Annotated in this window: 16 protein-coding genes; 1 reads left to right on the top strand and 15 read right to left on the bottom strand. The window is 50.1% G+C overall.

The window, feature by feature from the left end:
• Positions 1-216 precede the first annotated feature (216 nt).
• The 12 genes from AAC019_RS11880 to AAC019_RS11935 form a co-directional block, all read right to left on the bottom strand.
• Entirely contained in the window at positions 217-606 is a 390-nt protein-coding gene (locus AAC019_RS11880; RefSeq protein WP_339899134.1) for a hypothetical protein, read from the bottom strand.
• 148 nt (positions 607-754) lie between these two features.
• Positions 755-1,150: a hypothetical protein gene (locus tag AAC019_RS11885; RefSeq protein WP_339899135.1), complete on the bottom strand. Its 396-nt coding sequence runs from the start codon at positions 1,148-1,150 to the stop codon at positions 755-757.
• A gap of 90 nt (positions 1,151-1,240) precedes the next feature.
• Complete coding sequence (locus tag AAC019_RS11890) at positions 1,241-2,077, bottom strand: IS3 family transposase (RefSeq protein ID WP_339899178.1); 837 nt, start codon at positions 2,075-2,077, stop codon at positions 1,241-1,243.
• Positions 2,074-2,439: a transposase gene (locus AAC019_RS11895; protein WP_339899136.1), complete on the bottom strand. Its 366-nt coding sequence runs from the start codon at positions 2,437-2,439 to the stop codon at positions 2,074-2,076. The genes AAC019_RS11890 and AAC019_RS11895 overlap by 4 nt, the downstream gene beginning before the upstream one ends.
• Before the next feature lie 111 nt (positions 2,440-2,550).
• Positions 2,551-2,913 carry a hypothetical protein gene (locus AAC019_RS11900; protein WP_339899137.1) on the bottom strand — a complete coding sequence of 121 codons (363 nt, stop codon included), beginning with the start codon at positions 2,911-2,913 and terminating at the stop codon, positions 2,551-2,553.
• A gap of 105 nt (positions 2,914-3,018) precedes the next feature.
• A complete protein-coding gene (locus AAC019_RS11905) occupies positions 3,019-3,498 on the bottom strand; it encodes a hypothetical protein (RefSeq protein WP_339899139.1) in 480 nt (159 codons plus the stop codon).
• A gap of 102 nt (positions 3,499-3,600) precedes the next feature.
• Positions 3,601-4,074 (bottom strand): hypothetical protein, encoded by a 474-nt coding sequence (locus AAC019_RS11910; protein ID WP_339899140.1) that lies wholly within the window; start codon positions 4,072-4,074, stop codon positions 3,601-3,603.
• A 117-nt stretch (positions 4,075-4,191) separates the two neighbouring features.
• Complete coding sequence (locus AAC019_RS11915; protein ID WP_339899141.1) at positions 4,192-4,599, bottom strand: cytidine deaminase; 408 nt, start codon at positions 4,597-4,599, stop codon at positions 4,192-4,194.
• Positions 4,600-5,004: 405 nt separating this feature from the next.
• On the bottom strand, positions 5,005-5,559 hold the full coding sequence (locus tag AAC019_RS11920) for a hypothetical protein (protein WP_339899142.1): 555 nt from the start codon (positions 5,557-5,559) through the stop codon (positions 5,005-5,007).
• Positions 5,560-5,650: 91 nt separating this feature from the next.
• Complete coding sequence (locus AAC019_RS11925) at positions 5,651-5,836, bottom strand: hypothetical protein (RefSeq protein ID WP_339899143.1); 186 nt, start codon at positions 5,834-5,836, stop codon at positions 5,651-5,653.
• Between the two features lie 141 nt (positions 5,837-5,977).
• Positions 5,978-6,367, bottom strand: a complete 390-nt coding sequence (locus AAC019_RS11930) for a hypothetical protein (RefSeq protein ID WP_339899134.1) — start codon at positions 6,365-6,367, stop codon at positions 5,978-5,980.
• Positions 6,368-6,477: 110 nt separating this feature from the next.
• On the bottom strand, positions 6,478-7,092 hold the full coding sequence (locus tag AAC019_RS11935) for a hypothetical protein (RefSeq protein ID WP_339899144.1): 615 nt from the start codon (positions 7,090-7,092) through the stop codon (positions 6,478-6,480).
• A 368-nt stretch (positions 7,093-7,460) separates the two neighbouring features.
• Here AAC019_RS11935 and AAC019_RS11940 point away from each other — a divergent pair, with 368 nt between their 5' ends.
• Entirely contained in the window at positions 7,461-8,480 is a 1,020-nt protein-coding gene (locus AAC019_RS11940; RefSeq protein ID WP_339899146.1) for an integron integrase, read from the top strand.
• A gap of 30 nt (positions 8,481-8,510) precedes the next feature.
• Here the strand turns inward: AAC019_RS11940 and acnA are convergent, their stop codons facing one another.
• The 3 genes from acnA to AAC019_RS11955 all read right to left on the bottom strand — a co-directional run bounded on the left by acnA (position 8,511) and on the right by AAC019_RS11955 (position 16,041).
• Complete coding sequence (gene acnA / locus AAC019_RS11945) at positions 8,511-11,246, bottom strand: aconitate hydratase AcnA (RefSeq protein WP_339899147.1); 2,736 nt, start codon at positions 11,244-11,246, stop codon at positions 8,511-8,513.
• 282 nt (positions 11,247-11,528) lie between these two features.
• Positions 11,529-13,019 (bottom strand): tryptophan halogenase family protein, encoded by a 1,491-nt coding sequence (locus AAC019_RS11950; protein WP_339899148.1) that lies wholly within the window; start codon positions 13,017-13,019, stop codon positions 11,529-11,531.
• Between the two features lie 52 nt (positions 13,020-13,071).
• Positions 13,072-16,041, bottom strand: a complete 2,970-nt coding sequence (locus AAC019_RS11955) for a TonB-dependent receptor (RefSeq protein WP_339899150.1) — start codon at positions 16,039-16,041, stop codon at positions 13,072-13,074.
• Between the last annotated feature and the right edge of the window lie 179 nt (positions 16,042-16,220).

Consider the following 16,220-nt stretch of genomic DNA (forward strand, 5'->3'; position numbering starts at 1 on the left):
CATCGCCCCGCGATTTCGCCTTGGGCTTCCTCCAGCCAGCTCATCACGAAACTAACCTTGCCCTTTGGCTAACCTTCGGCTCTGCGAATACCTGGTACGAGGACTTTCACCTCGCGAGTTAAGTGCCATGCCTGGCACACACGCCGCAAGCAAAGGCGCGCGTTAGCGCGTCCAGTGGAGCGAAGCGGAACGATTTTGCCTTGCCTTGTTATGGCTTTACACATGACGCCCTTCATGATCCCAAAGAATAAAGGTTTGATTTTCTGTGGATGACATTGATTTTATGAGTCGCTCATTATTAAAAGTTGGAATATCCTGAAGGCGCTGCAGTAATTCACCGGCTCCAGTGGCCTCACTGGGATAAGTTATAACGCCGTCTTTAGTTGCCAAATGCCACCACACATCTTCAACAAATGGACCTTCATCAGTTGTTTCGACTGCAACGCCAATAAGTCCATTCCACGCAATAGACTGAGGCTCCTTTTCTGGCCAATGCACCCACGCATTATTTTCGTCAAACCACACCTTTACAGAGGCATATGGGCTTTTTGCATCTTGCTGTTCGTTTTTTTTATTACTGAAGAGCGAAGATATCCATTTAAACATCCGGAGTTTCCTTGTAGCCATAACGCCCAGCGCAGGCGCAGCCAACGCGGAGTGCCTTTTGTGTTAATGTTTGAGCGACAGCGAGTAACGCAAAAGACGCGTAGTGTTGGCTGTCGCTCTGCCGCTGCTTGTTATGTTTTGGAACTTTCTAATTGAACCAATTACCATTGCGTAAACTTTGGTAATCTTGATTGGTAGTAATGCGAACCATATTTGAAATAGCTCCATTTGCCCGACCATGATCCAACTCTGTAAGGAAATCTTCGACCTCAGACTCTGGTGCGTGGAGCACCACATCCAGATACTTCCTTTGCTGATTTTCGCTCAGAGCAGTCTGTCTAAGCTGAAATGGATGATGCATCGCGGCTTGAAGCAATGCCGCTCGCAATTCATTAGTTGAAATTACCTCAAAATCACGTTTTTCCAAAGAAACGGTGACGCCAAAATCTACAATTCCGCTAGCAATTGAAATATTCAACGAGTAGTCCCCATCTTTTTCCAGTGCGATCATGCGTAGATTCTGAAATTTGATTTCGTTTTCCATTCTTCTGGTTTGACTCTGAATCACGTGGAAACATAACGTCCGCAGCACGCGTGGCTTTGTAGTGATGAACTTGCACCACTTTCACGGACACTATGACGCCACCCGTTGATAGGCTTTTGGCGATACGTACCCCAAAGAAGAGTGCAGGCGTTCCTCGTTGTAAAACTCCACATAGTCAATGACTCTGGCCGCACACTCCACGTAGGAACTGAATTTCATCTGGTGTACCAGTTCGTTTTTTAATGTTCCGAAGAACGACTCGACGAACGCATTGTCGGTTGGCGTACCCGCTCGGCTCATACTGCTGACCAGGTCAGATTTTCTGAGTGTGTTTTGGTAGATGTCAGAGCGGTATTCCGACCCTTGATCACTGTGGAACAAGCAGCCCGCTTCATTCTCCTGCAGCGCCAGAGACATTTCAAGCGCGCCTTTGATCAGGTCGGCATCATGGGCCCGAGAAAAGCCCCAGCCGATGACCTCTCGATTGAACAGATCCAAAACGGCCGCCATGTAGATTGGGCCTTGCGCCGTTTTCAGATAGGTCATATCGCCTGCCCACTGCTGACCCGCTGCGGTTGCTTTGGGCGAATCCGCAAGCAGATTATCAGCGACCTCAGCGTAACCGCCGCTACGCCTTCCCGGCCTGGAAGCGTGATACGTAGATTGAATGCCGTTTGCCTTCATCAGACGGTTCACTCGGCGCTTGCTGCAACTAACGTTCTGATTTCTCAAGGCTTTATGAACGCGAGGGGCTCCGTAGTTACGCTTATGACCGACATGAACGACTTTAATGGCTTCAAGCAACGCTTCATCTTCCAGCGCTCTTTGGCTCAGCCCCCGATCTTCCCAATCATAGAAGCCGCTGGCCGAGACACCTAAATGCCGGCAAAGGTGAACTACTTTATGCTGGTGGCGGTTCTTCTCTATGAACGCGTATCGCTCTTGCGCTGATCCGAGAAGAACCGCTTTGCCTTTTTTAGGATAATGACTTCCTCTTCCTTGGCGGAGAGACGTCTCTCTAGCTCTTTGATTCGACGCTCCGCCGCTTTCAGTGCTTGCGCATCCTCTGGACGGCGCTCAGGAGGGTTGGTTTTCTGACGCATGTGCTTGTTCTCCGAGAGGCGGCCCTCTTTGAACTCCTGCCGCCATCGATAGAGCATGACGGGATGAATCCCCAGAGACGCTGCTACGTCTACGGCTTTAACGCCTTTCTTCTGGGTCATCTTGACCGCGTGGACCTTGTAAGCCAATGTGTAGCTGTCGTACTGGTTTTTCCTTGTTACTCCCATGTTATCACCACTTAGATTGAACAGTGAGTTACTGTCCGTGAAAGTGGTGCAAGTTCATGAAGGCGAAGCCGCAACGGAAAAGCCATCGCTGTGACTGCGCTTGTTAAACGCTTACCGTGCTTCATTAAAAGAAATAAACTCCATTTCATTGAGACTGAATACCCCACCGAAATCTCTTTCGCTTTGCTGGTGAAAACCAATCCAGAGTCCTTCTTCAGTTTCGCTAGCATACCAAAAAGAATTTTGCCGGCCACCCACACCATTTGATGGAAAAGGTATTTGAACTATCTCATTTCCCTGAAAGTCATACACCTTGCCTACAAAAGGTAGATCTCCGCTCCAGCCATCAATAAATAGAGCGACCAATCTTTTTTTAAGCAAAAGAGCCGCATAAGTAAACTCGAAGTTAGCGACAAATGAAATACTGTATTCTGCGACTTCGATTTTTGGGCTTTCTGATGTTTCTATTCGCATCGATTTCTACTTGACGTTTAACGCCGCTATAAAAGGCGCGTGTTAGCGCGTCCAGTGAAGGCCATCTTTTTGGCCGGAACGATTTTTGATAGCTTTGTTAAGCCTTTATTCGATGCCACGATTTTGACCTAATATTTCAGTTCGAATCCAAATGTTACCTTTGTCAAAACCTTCTAGGTCGAACGACCCTCCAAGTGCGGGGTCTAGTTTAGGGTAATAGATTTGTAATTCACCTAAAGGCCCTAACCTATTCTCCAGAATTTCTAAGTCTCTAGGGTTAATTGGGTACAAACAATACTCAGGAAAACTCTCCTCATCTAGGATGGTTTCTTTAAATTCTTGCAGGCTCTCGAATACACCATAACCTTTGCAGTTGTTTCCCGGCATACTTGGGTAAAAAACCAAATATTCACTAGACTCTGGAGAGAATAAAAATATTGCCCCTGTTGCTGAGTACCCAATTACCTCAGTGTAATGCCACATATGCTTTTCCCACACACCGAGAATTTCACGATGCATAGGTTTATCAAAAAGCGTGTAGATAACCTTTTCATGCTTCTTCCTGCCAAATAGTTTAGATAGCATACGTTGCTCTCAGAGGCTTAACGCCGCAACCAACGGCGAGCGAAACAACGTGTAGCGAGTCCAGCCCGGCGTGTTTTTGCCGGGCGGTGTTGGGTTGCTTTGTTAGTGTTCATTTTTAAATTTCTCCACCCAATCAAGACTTTCATTGAATATACCTGAATCAGTCTCTTCGATAGTGGAACAGTCTGAGTGATACCAGCCGTACATGTTTTCTATTCCTATGTTGTCGCCCACGTACTTCTTAATGCCTTTGTGAAGATCGAAACTTTCAATGTCATCAAGCAGTTGCCGAAACTGCTTTGAAGGGCTTACATTTCCCTGGCTAATAAGCAATATGTGATATCTCAACAATACCCACACTGCCTGCTCGAAACTTGGAACCGCATAACCTTTTTCCTCTACAAAGCTTTCGAAATACTCTGATACAGGATTCCAGTGCTCAGGTCCGTCATCCATGATATTAAGTAAATGCTCCGAGTAAACACCGTCTGTAAGTTTTTGGTCTGCAAATTGGACCAAATCTTCAGTATTTAATTTACCTACGACATATTTCGCTATGAATATTCTGTCTTCCATGGATGGCTCGAAGTCTTGTAACACTAACGCCGTGTTCTTTTGAATTTTTGGAGTGGATGCTTTTGTGTTACCAAACACAAAAGGAGCAACGGAAATAATTTCAACAGGAACACCTTGTTAGAACACATTGCCGTTTACCTGTGACCAGTGATGTGGCATAAGCTGTTTTAAAGGGACAAACTTAATTGCGTTGCCTGGATTGCTAATAGCTACTAGGACATCTGGCCCCCAGTATATAAGCCTTTCTTGGCAAATGCCGCATGGACTTAATAGCATAAAGTCATCCGCTTCGCTTTCGCGGCACAGACACAAGCTATGAGTCACTGGCACATTGAGCTTATTCGCTTCAAGCAGTGCCCCAACCTCCATACACAACGACAATGCATCGTTTTCAACTTCCGGTGCAACGCTTGTTAAAATACGCCCGTCCTTGAGACGAACCGAAGCGGCGCCACCAAATCCAACTGGATATCTCGACTCGATTAATTCTTTGGCCGAGTTAAATAATTCCTGCTCTATGCTCATACTCGACTCGTTCTAACAGTGTATTAGGCGGAATTTCGTTTAAACAACACAAACTCCGGCACCTTTTTATCGTCTTTTCACTAAAAAATCGAACGCATCGGCGTCAGGCCTTACAATTCACACCGAAGTGTAAAATGTAAGGCCTGACCCTAAAGTTTCAGCTCTTTGGCCACTTGGGCTTGCGTGACACCCGGCTTCTCAGACCGTTTTATGGCCTCTTTACGAAACTCTTCAGTGTAATGCTGATGTTTTTTACGTGCCATTTTGGACACCTCCATATAGGGCAAATATAACTATACAGGGTGTCTACTTTTTGTGGGTAACTTGGACTCATAACGCCGCAATAAAAGGCGAGCGTTAGCGAGTCCAGCCCACGTTTTTTGTGGGCGATTTTTCATTGCCTTGTTATGCGCTGTACGTGCCATTTTTAACTTTCCTAGTATCGGACATCCACCACTCACACATATCCCAAAAGTCCAATTTAGTAGCCTCATTGCCCATACTCTTGCGGATTTCTATTAGGAAGTTACCTAATAGCTCCATCATATCTTTGAGAAAGTCTAGTTCACCTGATTTTTGAGCCTCTTCCATGTTGTAGAGGTACTGCATTAGGTTGTTGTAAGCTTTAACGACAGAATCATTTGCCATTAACGCAAGTTTAAAGCCGTGACGCCTATACTCAAGGGTCAACATGGCGCTGGTTGCAACATCGCCTTTATCCTTGCCTTTATTCTTCTTGTCAGATTCCCAGGCAGCATCTGACATTAGTAAGATTATGAAAGGCTCTAGTATTTTGTTGTAAATCTCAATCCGATCGTCTCGTAGCTTATTTTCGAGATCTATTTTTCTCTCGATGCTATTTTTTGCTTTCCAGCCAATAGATGAGATTATTAGGACAATTATAGGCGTTGCAATACTTCCAATTGCAGTAACAAAATCTAACCAATGTTTTTCTTCCATGCTCAATTCTCAATTTATCGCATAACGCCTCACATAAGCCGCGCGAGGTACGAGCGTCGGGCGAACGAAGTGAGCGGACTTAATGTGATTGTTAGCAGACTTTGCCATTTGCACGGCGGGTCCAGATTGCACCTAACACTACGCCGAATGCGGTGCCAAACCCCATAGCTTGTGCCATGTCACCGGAGGCAGCACCGAAACCTGCCCCAACGGCTACACCTGTGGCAATACCAATTCCCATCTTGTTCTTAAAGCAAGCTTTGCAAAACTCTTCCATGTCGTAGTTCCTATTGCGTAGGAGGCCTTGAATGCAGCCTCGGTGAATGAACGGGTGAACTGCTAACGCCGCAAGCAAAGGCGCGCGTTAGCGCGTCCAGTGGAGCGAAGCGGAACGATTTTGCCTTGCCTTGTTATGGCTTTACACATGACGCCCTTCATGATCCCAAAGAATAAAGGTTTGATTTTCTGTGGATGACATTGATTTTATGAGTCGCTCATTATTAAAAGTTGGAATATCCTGAAGGCGCTGCAGTAATTCACCGGCTCCAGTGGCCTCACTGGGATAAGTTATAACGCCGTCTTTAGTTGCCAAATGCCACCACACATCTTCAACAAATGGACCTTCATCAGTTGTTTCGACTGCAACGCCAATAAGTCCATTCCACGCAATAGACTGAGGCTCCTTTTCTGGCCAATGCACCCACGCATTATTTTCGTCAAACCACACCTTTACAGAGGCATATGGGCTTTTTGCATCTTGCTGTTCGTTTTTTTTATTACTGAAGAGCGAAGATATCCATTTAAACATTCGGAGTTTCCTTGTAGCCATAACGCCGGTATATGCGGCGGCTGAAATGTAGGGAGGAACGACCGAAATGGAAGCCGTCCGAGCCGCGCAGCGGCGCCATAATACCTTTGTTAGGCCTTGGCTAAGTTAAGTTTAGTACGAGCAGCACGAACAAAAGATATGTGAGCTTCCACTACTGAATCTGCTGCTTCGTTGATGATCTTTGCCTCCTCTTCGAAGCGCTGCATATGCTCAGAGTCGCTTCTATGCCCATTTACGATCACAGCCTGCAGCCCCGCCAGATTTGGACTTGTGTATTTAGCCACGGCCATACCGAACTCGACAGCGCTTTCTAGTAAGCTTTTTCTATAGGACTCGAGATCGCTGTCAAGAAACTCATGCTCTGGGTTATCCCATTCGTAGAGAAACTGATTGATGGGGCGTATCTCTTCGCTTCTAAAGCTACCTAGAAAGTCATGTTCTTTCAGAAACTTTATGATGCCGTTGGAGGGAAGAGCATCCAGCAGCTTCTTCGCCAACGCAACGTCGTTAGGGTGCCCTTGCTTAGCGAGATTTCCGCTAATGCTCGACGAATCGTGGACGTCTGCGGCAATGAAGCCCGCTAGAGTAAGCGTAAAAGCCACCACAGGCTCCCACTCGAATGTCCAGTCCGCAGGATTCCACAGGAACCACGCAACGTTGAACAGCATGCCAGCAATTGTCAAGTACTTAGCCAATTTGGCCATTTAGTCAGAAGCTCCCTAGCCTAACAGCTAATTCATGCGACTCAGTCGCACTTTCGCCTGTCACCCTATCCCCAGTAGAAACTGGATGAAGTTGGAGATGGAAGCTGTTGAAAGCACAGGGGAAATAGACATATTCTGACAGCTCCTTGTCTGGGGAAAGTGCGACTGACTTTAATTGAAAGCCTAATGTAATGTCTTTTTCTGTACTGCGCAAGCGCCGCTCAACCCATTGAATTAATTAAGAAAATATTATTTGCACTCAACTTATCTTCTCACATTGTTCAAGGGTTTCCCCTGAACACGGATTTGACCGGAGTGTGACCCCCAACTAAACTGTATATAAACACAGCATAAGCACGGAGCTAATCATGGAGAGACCCTCGGATATCCCAGTGTATGTACCTGAAAAATCGGCCAGATTTATGGATCAGCTACGTGCATTTATGCGATTTAGGCAGCTCTCTTACCGCACCGAGCAAACTTATGTTCACTGGATTTTAAAATTTATACGCTTTCACAATAAGGCCCATCCATCGACCCTTGATGAAAAAGCGGTAGAAGTTTGGCTTACCCATTTAGCCACCGAACGAAACAACGCGGTGGCAACCCAGAAAATTGCACTTAATGCGATAGTGTTTCTTTATCGTCAATTTTTACGTCAGCCACTTGAGAATATGAATTTTAAGCGAGCTAAGCAGTCGCAGCGAGTCCCTACCGTGCTTTCACATACGGAGGCTAAGACGATTATTGATTTAGCCACTAACCCTTATCGGCTTATGTTTGCACTGATGTATGGCGCTGGGTTGCGACAAGCAGAGTGTTTGTCATTGCGCATACTGGATATAGATATTGAAAACCTTATGTTAGTAGTTCGCCATGGCAAGGGGCGTAAAGACCGAACAACCCTGTTACCTAAAGCGCTGCTAATTGATATCCAGCAGCAAATAGAACACGTCAGCGCTATTCATGCGATGGACTTGCAACGGGGCTTTGGCGAGGTTTATTTACCCGACTCACTCGCCAGAAAGTATCCCCGCGCAGCGTTTCAAACTAAGTGGCAATATTTATTTCCATCCAGTAGGCCAGGGCCTTGTCCACGCACGGGCGTTATTCGTCGACACCATTTGCACCACAGCGCGGTACGAAAGCATTTAACCACCTGTGTTAATAGCTCCTCGATTGCTAAACATATATCTTGCCACACCTTCCGACACTCATTTGCCACAAGGCTTTTAGAGCAGGGCTATGATCTTAGAACCATACAGCAGTTGTTGGGTCATACGGATGTAAAGACTACTGAAATTTATACGCATGTCGTGAAGCAAGGAAAGCTAGGCGTGATAAGCCCTTTTGACGGTGTTCGGGAAGAATATGCTCGCTACGCCTAAGCTTAGCGAGCATACGGGGTGCGAATTGACTTAGCCCGCCAACTGCCTTAACACATAATGCAGGATGCCACCGTGGCGGTAGTAGTCCCACTCGACGGCGGTGTCGATGCGTACCCGCACCTCAAACGTTGTATCTTTACCGTCTTTTTGCGCCGTGATTTTTAAGGTTTTGGGCTCACCGTCGATGGGCTCAAAGTCGAAGGTTTCAGTACCTTCCAGCCCCAACGATTCCACACTGTCGCCGTCTTTAAACTGCAGCGGCAACACACCAAAGCCCACCAGGTTAGAGCGGTGAATACGCTCAAAGCTTTGCGCGATTACCGCTTTAATACCCAGCAAATTGGTGCCTTTGGCGGCCCAGTCTCGGCTAGAGCCGGTGCCGTACTCTTTACCGGCGAGCACAATTAAGGGCACCTTATCGGCCTGATACTTTTGCGATGCCTCGTAGATGCTCATTTGCTCGTCGGTGGGCAGGTACGTGGTCCAGCCGCCTTCGGTGCCGGGGGCCAGTTGGTTTTTAAGCCGCACGTTGGCAAAGGTGCCGCGCACCATAACTTCGTCGTTGCCGCGGCGCGAGCCGTAGCTGTTAAAGTCTTCGGGCTCGACGCCCTTGTCGCGCAAGTATTGCCCGGCGGGGCTGTCGGGCTTAATGGCACCGGCGGGCGAGATATGGTCGGTGGTGATCGAGTCGCCCACTTTTACCAGACAGCGCGCGCCCTTGATGGGTTTGGCCTCGGGTAACTCCATGGTCATGCCATCAAAGTACGGCGGCTTTTTCACGTAGGTGGATTCCGGCCAGGAGTAGATTTCGTCTTCCGGCACAGGCAGCGCTTGCCAGGCCTCGGTGCCTTTAAACACATCGGCGTATTTATCGGCGTAAATGCCCTCGGTCATGGCGCTGGCGATTGTGTCGGCCACCTCTTGCGGGGTGGGCCAGATATCGCGCAGGTAGATATTCTCGCCGTCTTTGCTTTGCCCCAACGGCTCGTTGAGTAAATCCACATTCATGTTGCCCGCTAACGCGTAGGCCACTACCAATGGCGGCGAGGCCAGGTAGTTGGCTTTTACATCCTGGTGAATGCGCCCCTCAAAGTTGCGATTGCCCGACAGTACGCCGGCGACTAATAAATCGCCTGCGCGCACGGCGTTTTGCACCGGGGGTGGCAAGGGGCCCGAGTTACCGATACAGGTGGTGCAGCCAAAACCGACGATATCAAAGCCCAGCTCGGCCAGCGGGTCGAGTAAGCCGGCGTTTTTCATATAGGCCGGCACCACTTGCGAGCCGGGGGCAAACGAGGTTTTAACCCACGGCTTGGTCATTAACCCTAGCGCGTGGGCTTTTTTGGCCACCAAACCGGCGGCCACCAACACGGCGGGGTTAGAGGTATTGGTGCACGAGGTAATAGCGGCAATCACCACGGCGCCGTGATTGAGCATAAACTCCTGGCCGTTCATCTCGACCGGCACCGCGCCGCGCTCGTGCAGGTTGGTATTGTCGATGGCGGTTTGGCCACCCTCGCCCACAAAGCGCGAATCGGCGTCGGTGGTAATCACCTCGTCGGCCTCGTCAAACTCGCTTTGCAGCAAGGTGGCAAACGCCGATTTGGCATCGGTTAACGCGATGCGATCTTGCGGGCGTTTGGGGCCGGCCAGGCTGGGTACCACATCGCCCAAATCAAGGTGCAGGGTATCGCTGTAGTCGGCGACCGGGTCGTCGTCGTTGCGCCACAGATCTTGCTCTTTGGCGTAGGCCTCGACCAAATCAATTTGCTCCTGGTCACGACCGGTAAGCTCCATGTAGCGCAGGGTTTCGCCATCCACCGGAAAGATACCGCAGGTGGCGCCGTACTCGGGCGCCATATTGGCGATGGTGGCGCGATCGGCCAGCGGTAACTTTGCCAGGCCCGGGCCGTAAAACTCAACAAACTTGCCTACCACGCCGCGCTCGCGCAGCATTTGGGTCACGGTGAGCACCAAATCGGTGGCGGTAGCAGACGGCGGCAGCTCGCCTTTTAGCTCAAACCCGACTACCTCGGGAATCAGCATGGTAATGGGTTGGCCCAACATGGCGGCCTCGGCCTCAATGCCGCCCACGCCCCAGCCCAGTACGCCCAGGCCGTTAATCATGGTGGTGTGCGAGTCGGTGCCTACCAAGGTATCGGGCAGTGCCACCCGCTCGTCGCCGTGCTCCTCGAGCAATACCACCTTGGCCAAATACTCGAGGTTTACCTGATGCACGATGCCAGTGCCCGGTGGCACCACGCGAAAGTTGGAAAACGCCTGCTGGCCCCAGCGCAAAAACTGGTAGCGCTCGTTGTTGCGCTCAAATTCTTTCTCGGTGTTTTTTTGCAGTGAGTCGGGGCTGCCAAAATAATCGACCATCACCGAGTGGTCGATAACCAAATCGACGGCCCCCAGCGGGTTGATTTTGGCCGGGTCGCCTTTTAAATCGCGCATGGCCGCGCGCATAGCGGCTAAATCGACCACCGCCGGCACCCCGGTAAAATCCTGCAGTACCACCCGCGCCGGGGTAAAATTGACTTGCTCGGAGGCTTCGTCCGAGCCCTTCCAGCGGCATAGGGTTTCGATATCCTGGCGCGTTACGTTTTTGCCGTCCTCTTTGCGCAGTAGGTTCTCAAGCAAGATTTTTAAGCAGTACGGCAGGCGCTTTAAGTCGTACTGATCGGCTAGCGCACCTAACCGGTAGTAGGTGTAGTCTTGACCATTGACGGTGAGGGTACTTTTCGCACGAAAACTGTCGCTCACGGTTGTCTCCCTTGGCTCATTGATTTGTAGAATGATTACATAAGTGAGTATAGGCCTCTAGTAAAGCAAAGTTTACGCCCGTTTGCCGCTTTAGGCTGCTGACAATCACGCGCAGCACACTTAAGCGGTTGCGCAGCGGTGTAATCGGCCGCGCCTAAGCGGTGGTGCTAGCAACGAGATCAACAAAATAGCATGGCGGTCAGCGAACAGGTGCGTAAGATTTACAAAAAAGCCCGGGCCGAGACGGACCGGGCAAGCTTCGTCCCACGAATAAGTAGTAGCCTAGAGTGTACGTAAAAACTCTTGATGTGACGGCGCACACTGGGCACCGAGAATAATAGAGCGAGCCATCCCATCCACCATGTGGGTGAGTTTCTGGGTATCGAGCCGCTGTACCGGAGCGGGCAGCACCCTCGGACGTAACCCCAAGCCATGAAACAACGCAATCCAGCTCTGCTCGGTAAACGATTCTTGCTCGCCAAGCAAAATGCATCCGTCCTCGGTGAAGGCACGCATCTTTTCGGTCAATGTGTCCGGCACATCCATGGCACTGACGTCACGCCAAAACGCCGTATCGCGCCGGCCGCTGGCTTTGTAATGCAGGATAATAAAGTCGCGGATACGCTCGTATTCCGCGCGATTGAGGCGATTTGCCTGAGCTACTGCCGACTCGGTGACCTCCAGCTCGGGCATAGACTGCATAAGCTTTTCAAGCCCGGTTTGAATCAGTGAAATAGAGGTAGATTCCAGTGGCTCGATAAACCCGCCGGCAAGGCCCAGCGCAACACAATTTTGCTGCCAAAATACGCGGCGCATACCTGCCTTAAAGCGCAACTGCCGTGGCTCGGTTAGCAAGGTGCCATCGAGATTTTTAAGCAAACTGTCAGCCGCTTCATCGTCACTCAAGTAGTCACTGGAGTACACCAGGCCATTACCTTTGCGCTGCTCCAACGGAATCCGCCATTGCCAGCCAGCGTCGCGGGCTATCGATTGGGTATAAGGTATCGGTGCACTGGTGTTTTGTGTCTGTACCACGACGGCCCGGTCGCAAGCTAGCCAGTGTGACCAATCATCAAAATCAACGCCCAGATTTTGCTTAATCAGCACACCGGCGAAACCTGTGCAGTCGATAAACAAATCCCCCTCGATAAACGCACTTTGTTCAAGCTGCACACCCGTAATCGCCCCTGTGCTGGCGTGGTTGTCGACACGTGTGACTTTACCTTCAGTGCGTTTTACGCCGCGCGACTCTGCGTACTTGCGCAAAAACTGTGCGTAACGAGTGGCGTCAAAGTGGTAGGCGTAATCATAAAAAGCCAGTGGGTTGGTAGCCGCCTCGTCGGGCTGAGCAAAACGACCTTGACGCGCCATGGTGGTAGACAGGCTAAAAGCCTCCAGCTCATGTGCACACCCATTGTCGTGGGACTTAAGCCAACAGGGATAAAAAGGCTGACCATTGATGGGCGCGCCAAACGCCGAGAACGGGTGAAAAAAGCGCTTACCGACTGACTGCCAATCAATAAACTCTATGCCGAGCTTAAAGGTCGCATGAGTGGCTTTAATGAATTCGCGCTCAGAAATACCTAAGTTTTGATGTAACCGCATCAGCCCGGGAACGGTTGCCTCTCCCACCCCCACGGTACTAATCTGGTCGGATTCGATTAGCTCGATACGTAAGTTGTGCTGGCGGTAGCGCTCGGCGAGTGTCGCAGCGGCCATCCACCCACTAGTACCGCCACCAACGATCACTACTTTATTCACTTTATAAAGCATACGATCACCGCTTATACAGTGCGCCCGGCACTAGGCCGGGCGAGCGAATACGCTAAAAACTAGCTCTGATGCCCAGAGAATAGCGGGTATCCTGACTGTAAACAAAGGCGGTGTGCTCGCCTGCGCCGGTCTGCTTAATAATGCCACGTTGCTTAGATTGGCTGAGGTTGTAGGCCTCAAAGTTAATCGACCAGTTATCGTTGAAGTTGTAACCCATGGTGAAGTCGAGCTGGCCGTAATCGTCAGAATAGACCGGCAAGTTCCAGGTGACACCCTCATTGGTGCCGTTCCAGCCATTTGGGCCTACCGATAATAGCTGCTCGCTGCGCCAGTTATAGGCCAGCCGACTATAAAAACCGTACTTTTCGTACATCGCCATCAGGTTGTAGGTGTGCTCAGAGATGCCCTCCAGAGGCTGCTCGCCGTAGCTCGCACCGTCAGTATCCACCGGGGCCGTGCTTTCATCAACGTCAGCACTTGAATCCAGGTAGGTATAGTTCGCCTGCACACCAAAGCCGTCAAAAGGCTCCGGGAGTTCATCAAAGAACTTTGTCAGCCCCACCTCAAGGCCATTGATTTCTGCCTCGCCGGTATTAATAACCTGAGTAGCCGTTACATCCTGAAAACCTTCAAATTCGTCCAGCGTCGTGGTCGAGACCCGGAAGAAATCAGATACATCTTTACGGAATACCGCTGCGTACACCATGCCGCCGTTTTCATTAAAGTACCACTCGGCGGTCAAATCGTATTGATTGGCCTCCATTGGCTCTAAGTAGGGGTTGGTTTCCTGCGAGTCGAGCGTGAAATTCACCATGCTCTCGTCAAAGTCGTCAATTGTCTCGGGCTGCTCGACGTTATCTTTAAATGCCGCGCTTAGTGCTAAAACGGCTTTCAGGCGGGAGAACTCAGGCCGCCAAATACCCTTTGAAGCACCGAAACGAAACATCAGCTCATCGGTCGCCTCCATTTGTAAGTTCAAGCTAGGTAGGACGTTGGAGTAACTGTTTTGGCCTTCGTACACCTGATCGGGTTGGTAGAAAGGCTCTTCGCTGATGGCAGCGCCCTGATCATCGGACTCACCGGTTGGCACCGAAAACGTCGGGAAGCTTAACTGACCTTTGGCCAGGTTGTCGGTTTGCACATAGCGCACACCGATATTACCGCGGATAGGCATACTCAGCTCATCAAAGCCGAAATCCATACGGGCATAAGCGGCTTGAGTTTCTTCTTCTTGAGTATTGATGTTATCGGGCGAGTCAAAGTCCACAAAGCTGTAATCGGGTGCCGAGCTACCGCTTGGGGTGGCCGCCACAATAGCGTCGGTAATACTCTCAAAGTCATTCAACAATTCGCGCTGGAACATCATCCCGGTGGTAGGAACACTGGTGTCACCGCGCTGAAAGTCGTCGAACGAAAACTCTGTCAGGTATTGTGGGTTATCGATTTTAGGTAGTGCGTCACTTGAGGGGAAAGGCTCCCAGGAGGTGCCGACCATCCAAGGCTGATAACGGGCCGACCAGGTATTACCACCACGGTTATCCGCTGATTTTTCGGAAAAGCGCACACCGGCCTTAACAGACTTAACGATAGAGTCGTCAAAACTATACTCCACATCTAAGCGCCCTGCGGTAGAGTCGGCGGTGTTCTTTGACAGGATTTGCATCATCTGACCGTAGCTATAATTGCGGTAATCCGACAAGAAGCCGTCCTGCACACCAACCGAAGGGGTGCCGTCGGTCGTATTGAGGTCGGACACCGTAATCTGATCAGGGTAGGCGACCAGACCCAGCGTGTTGTCTTCGCCTTCAGAGCTTGAGTCTACGTATTGAAAATCACCGCTGATTAACAGCTGATCCGACAAATGCCATTTAAAACCGGTTGAGATGTCGGTTGTTTCAGATGTGTTATCGGACAGACGGGTACTGGTACCAAAGGGTACGCCATTACCTTGTGCGGTGGTGATGGTGCCACTAATCAAGGCGTCGTTGCCGTCATAGGTCCAGTCGTCCGCACCTTTAGATGGTAAATAGGTGGCGAAGCTGCCGCCAGCGTCAACAAAAAAGCCGTTTTCTAACCAAGAGCGCTCAGCCTCACTGCGAAAAGCTGTAAGAAAGAACTCGGCATCTTCGTTGGGCGCCCACTGTAAAGCGATGTACTGACCGTCGCGCTTACGCTCGTAATCATTGCGGCGCCAATCGGCCCCGCGTGGCACGTACACGGTACGGTCTGCCTCAATCTCGGTCTCGGTACCCGGCACACGAGGGTGAAAAGCGCGAACATAAAAGTTGTCAGCACGAGACTGAATCGTTGAAGAGGAGAAATCTAATAGTAGCCCAAACTCACCAAAATCAGTGTCCCAGCGATTACTGTACAAACCAGAATACTCTAGGTTGCCCTCTTCGATTAAATCGCCATAGTTAGCTTTTACGGTTGCGCTAATAACTTGACCGTCAGAGTCAAAAGGCATGCGAGTGCGCAGGTTAACAATACCCCCCAGACCACCCTCAATCATGTCGGCTGTGGGAGTTTTGTGTACATCCACACCAGCCATCAGCTCGGCCGGTACGTCATCAAAGCTAAGCCCCCGGCCACCATCTGCCGAGAAAATATCCCTACCGTTAAGCTCACCGCGCACTTGTGGTAAACCACGAATATTCACACCAGCGCCCTCACCGGCAAAGTGCTCGGGGTCGGACGGGGTATCAAAGCGCGACACAGCCACACCCGGTACACGCTGCAAAGCATCGGTCACACTGCGATCAGGCAGTTTGCCAATATCTTCGGCAACGATGGAATCGACGATACCATCCGCATTACGCTTAATGGCCTGAGCGGATTCAATACTGGCGCGCTGGCCGGTGACGACAATTTCTTCCAACGCCATTTGTTCCGCGCTGCTGTCATCCGTTTGCGCCATAGCCGGGGCAACCACACCGAGCGCAGTTAATACCACGGCCGAAACACTGGTTTTAATAAATCGTTGGGCACCAAAAAATTGCTGCTGATTAGCATGTGTTATCACGAAAATACTCCTCTTCTTTTATTATCATGCGGCTGGCAACCGCTATTGGTCAGATTTGCGATTGGCGTCATGCAAGGCAAAGGTCGGATATGGACAATAGGGCATTACCCACCGCACGCATGACACCAAAACTGCTTTTATATATGATTACTTTATAACCCATTATTTTTATTGGCGCA

It is taken from the genome of uncultured Gilvimarinus sp., assembly GCF_963975215.1.
Classification (GTDB): Bacteria; Pseudomonadota; Gammaproteobacteria; order Pseudomonadales; family Cellvibrionaceae; genus Gilvimarinus.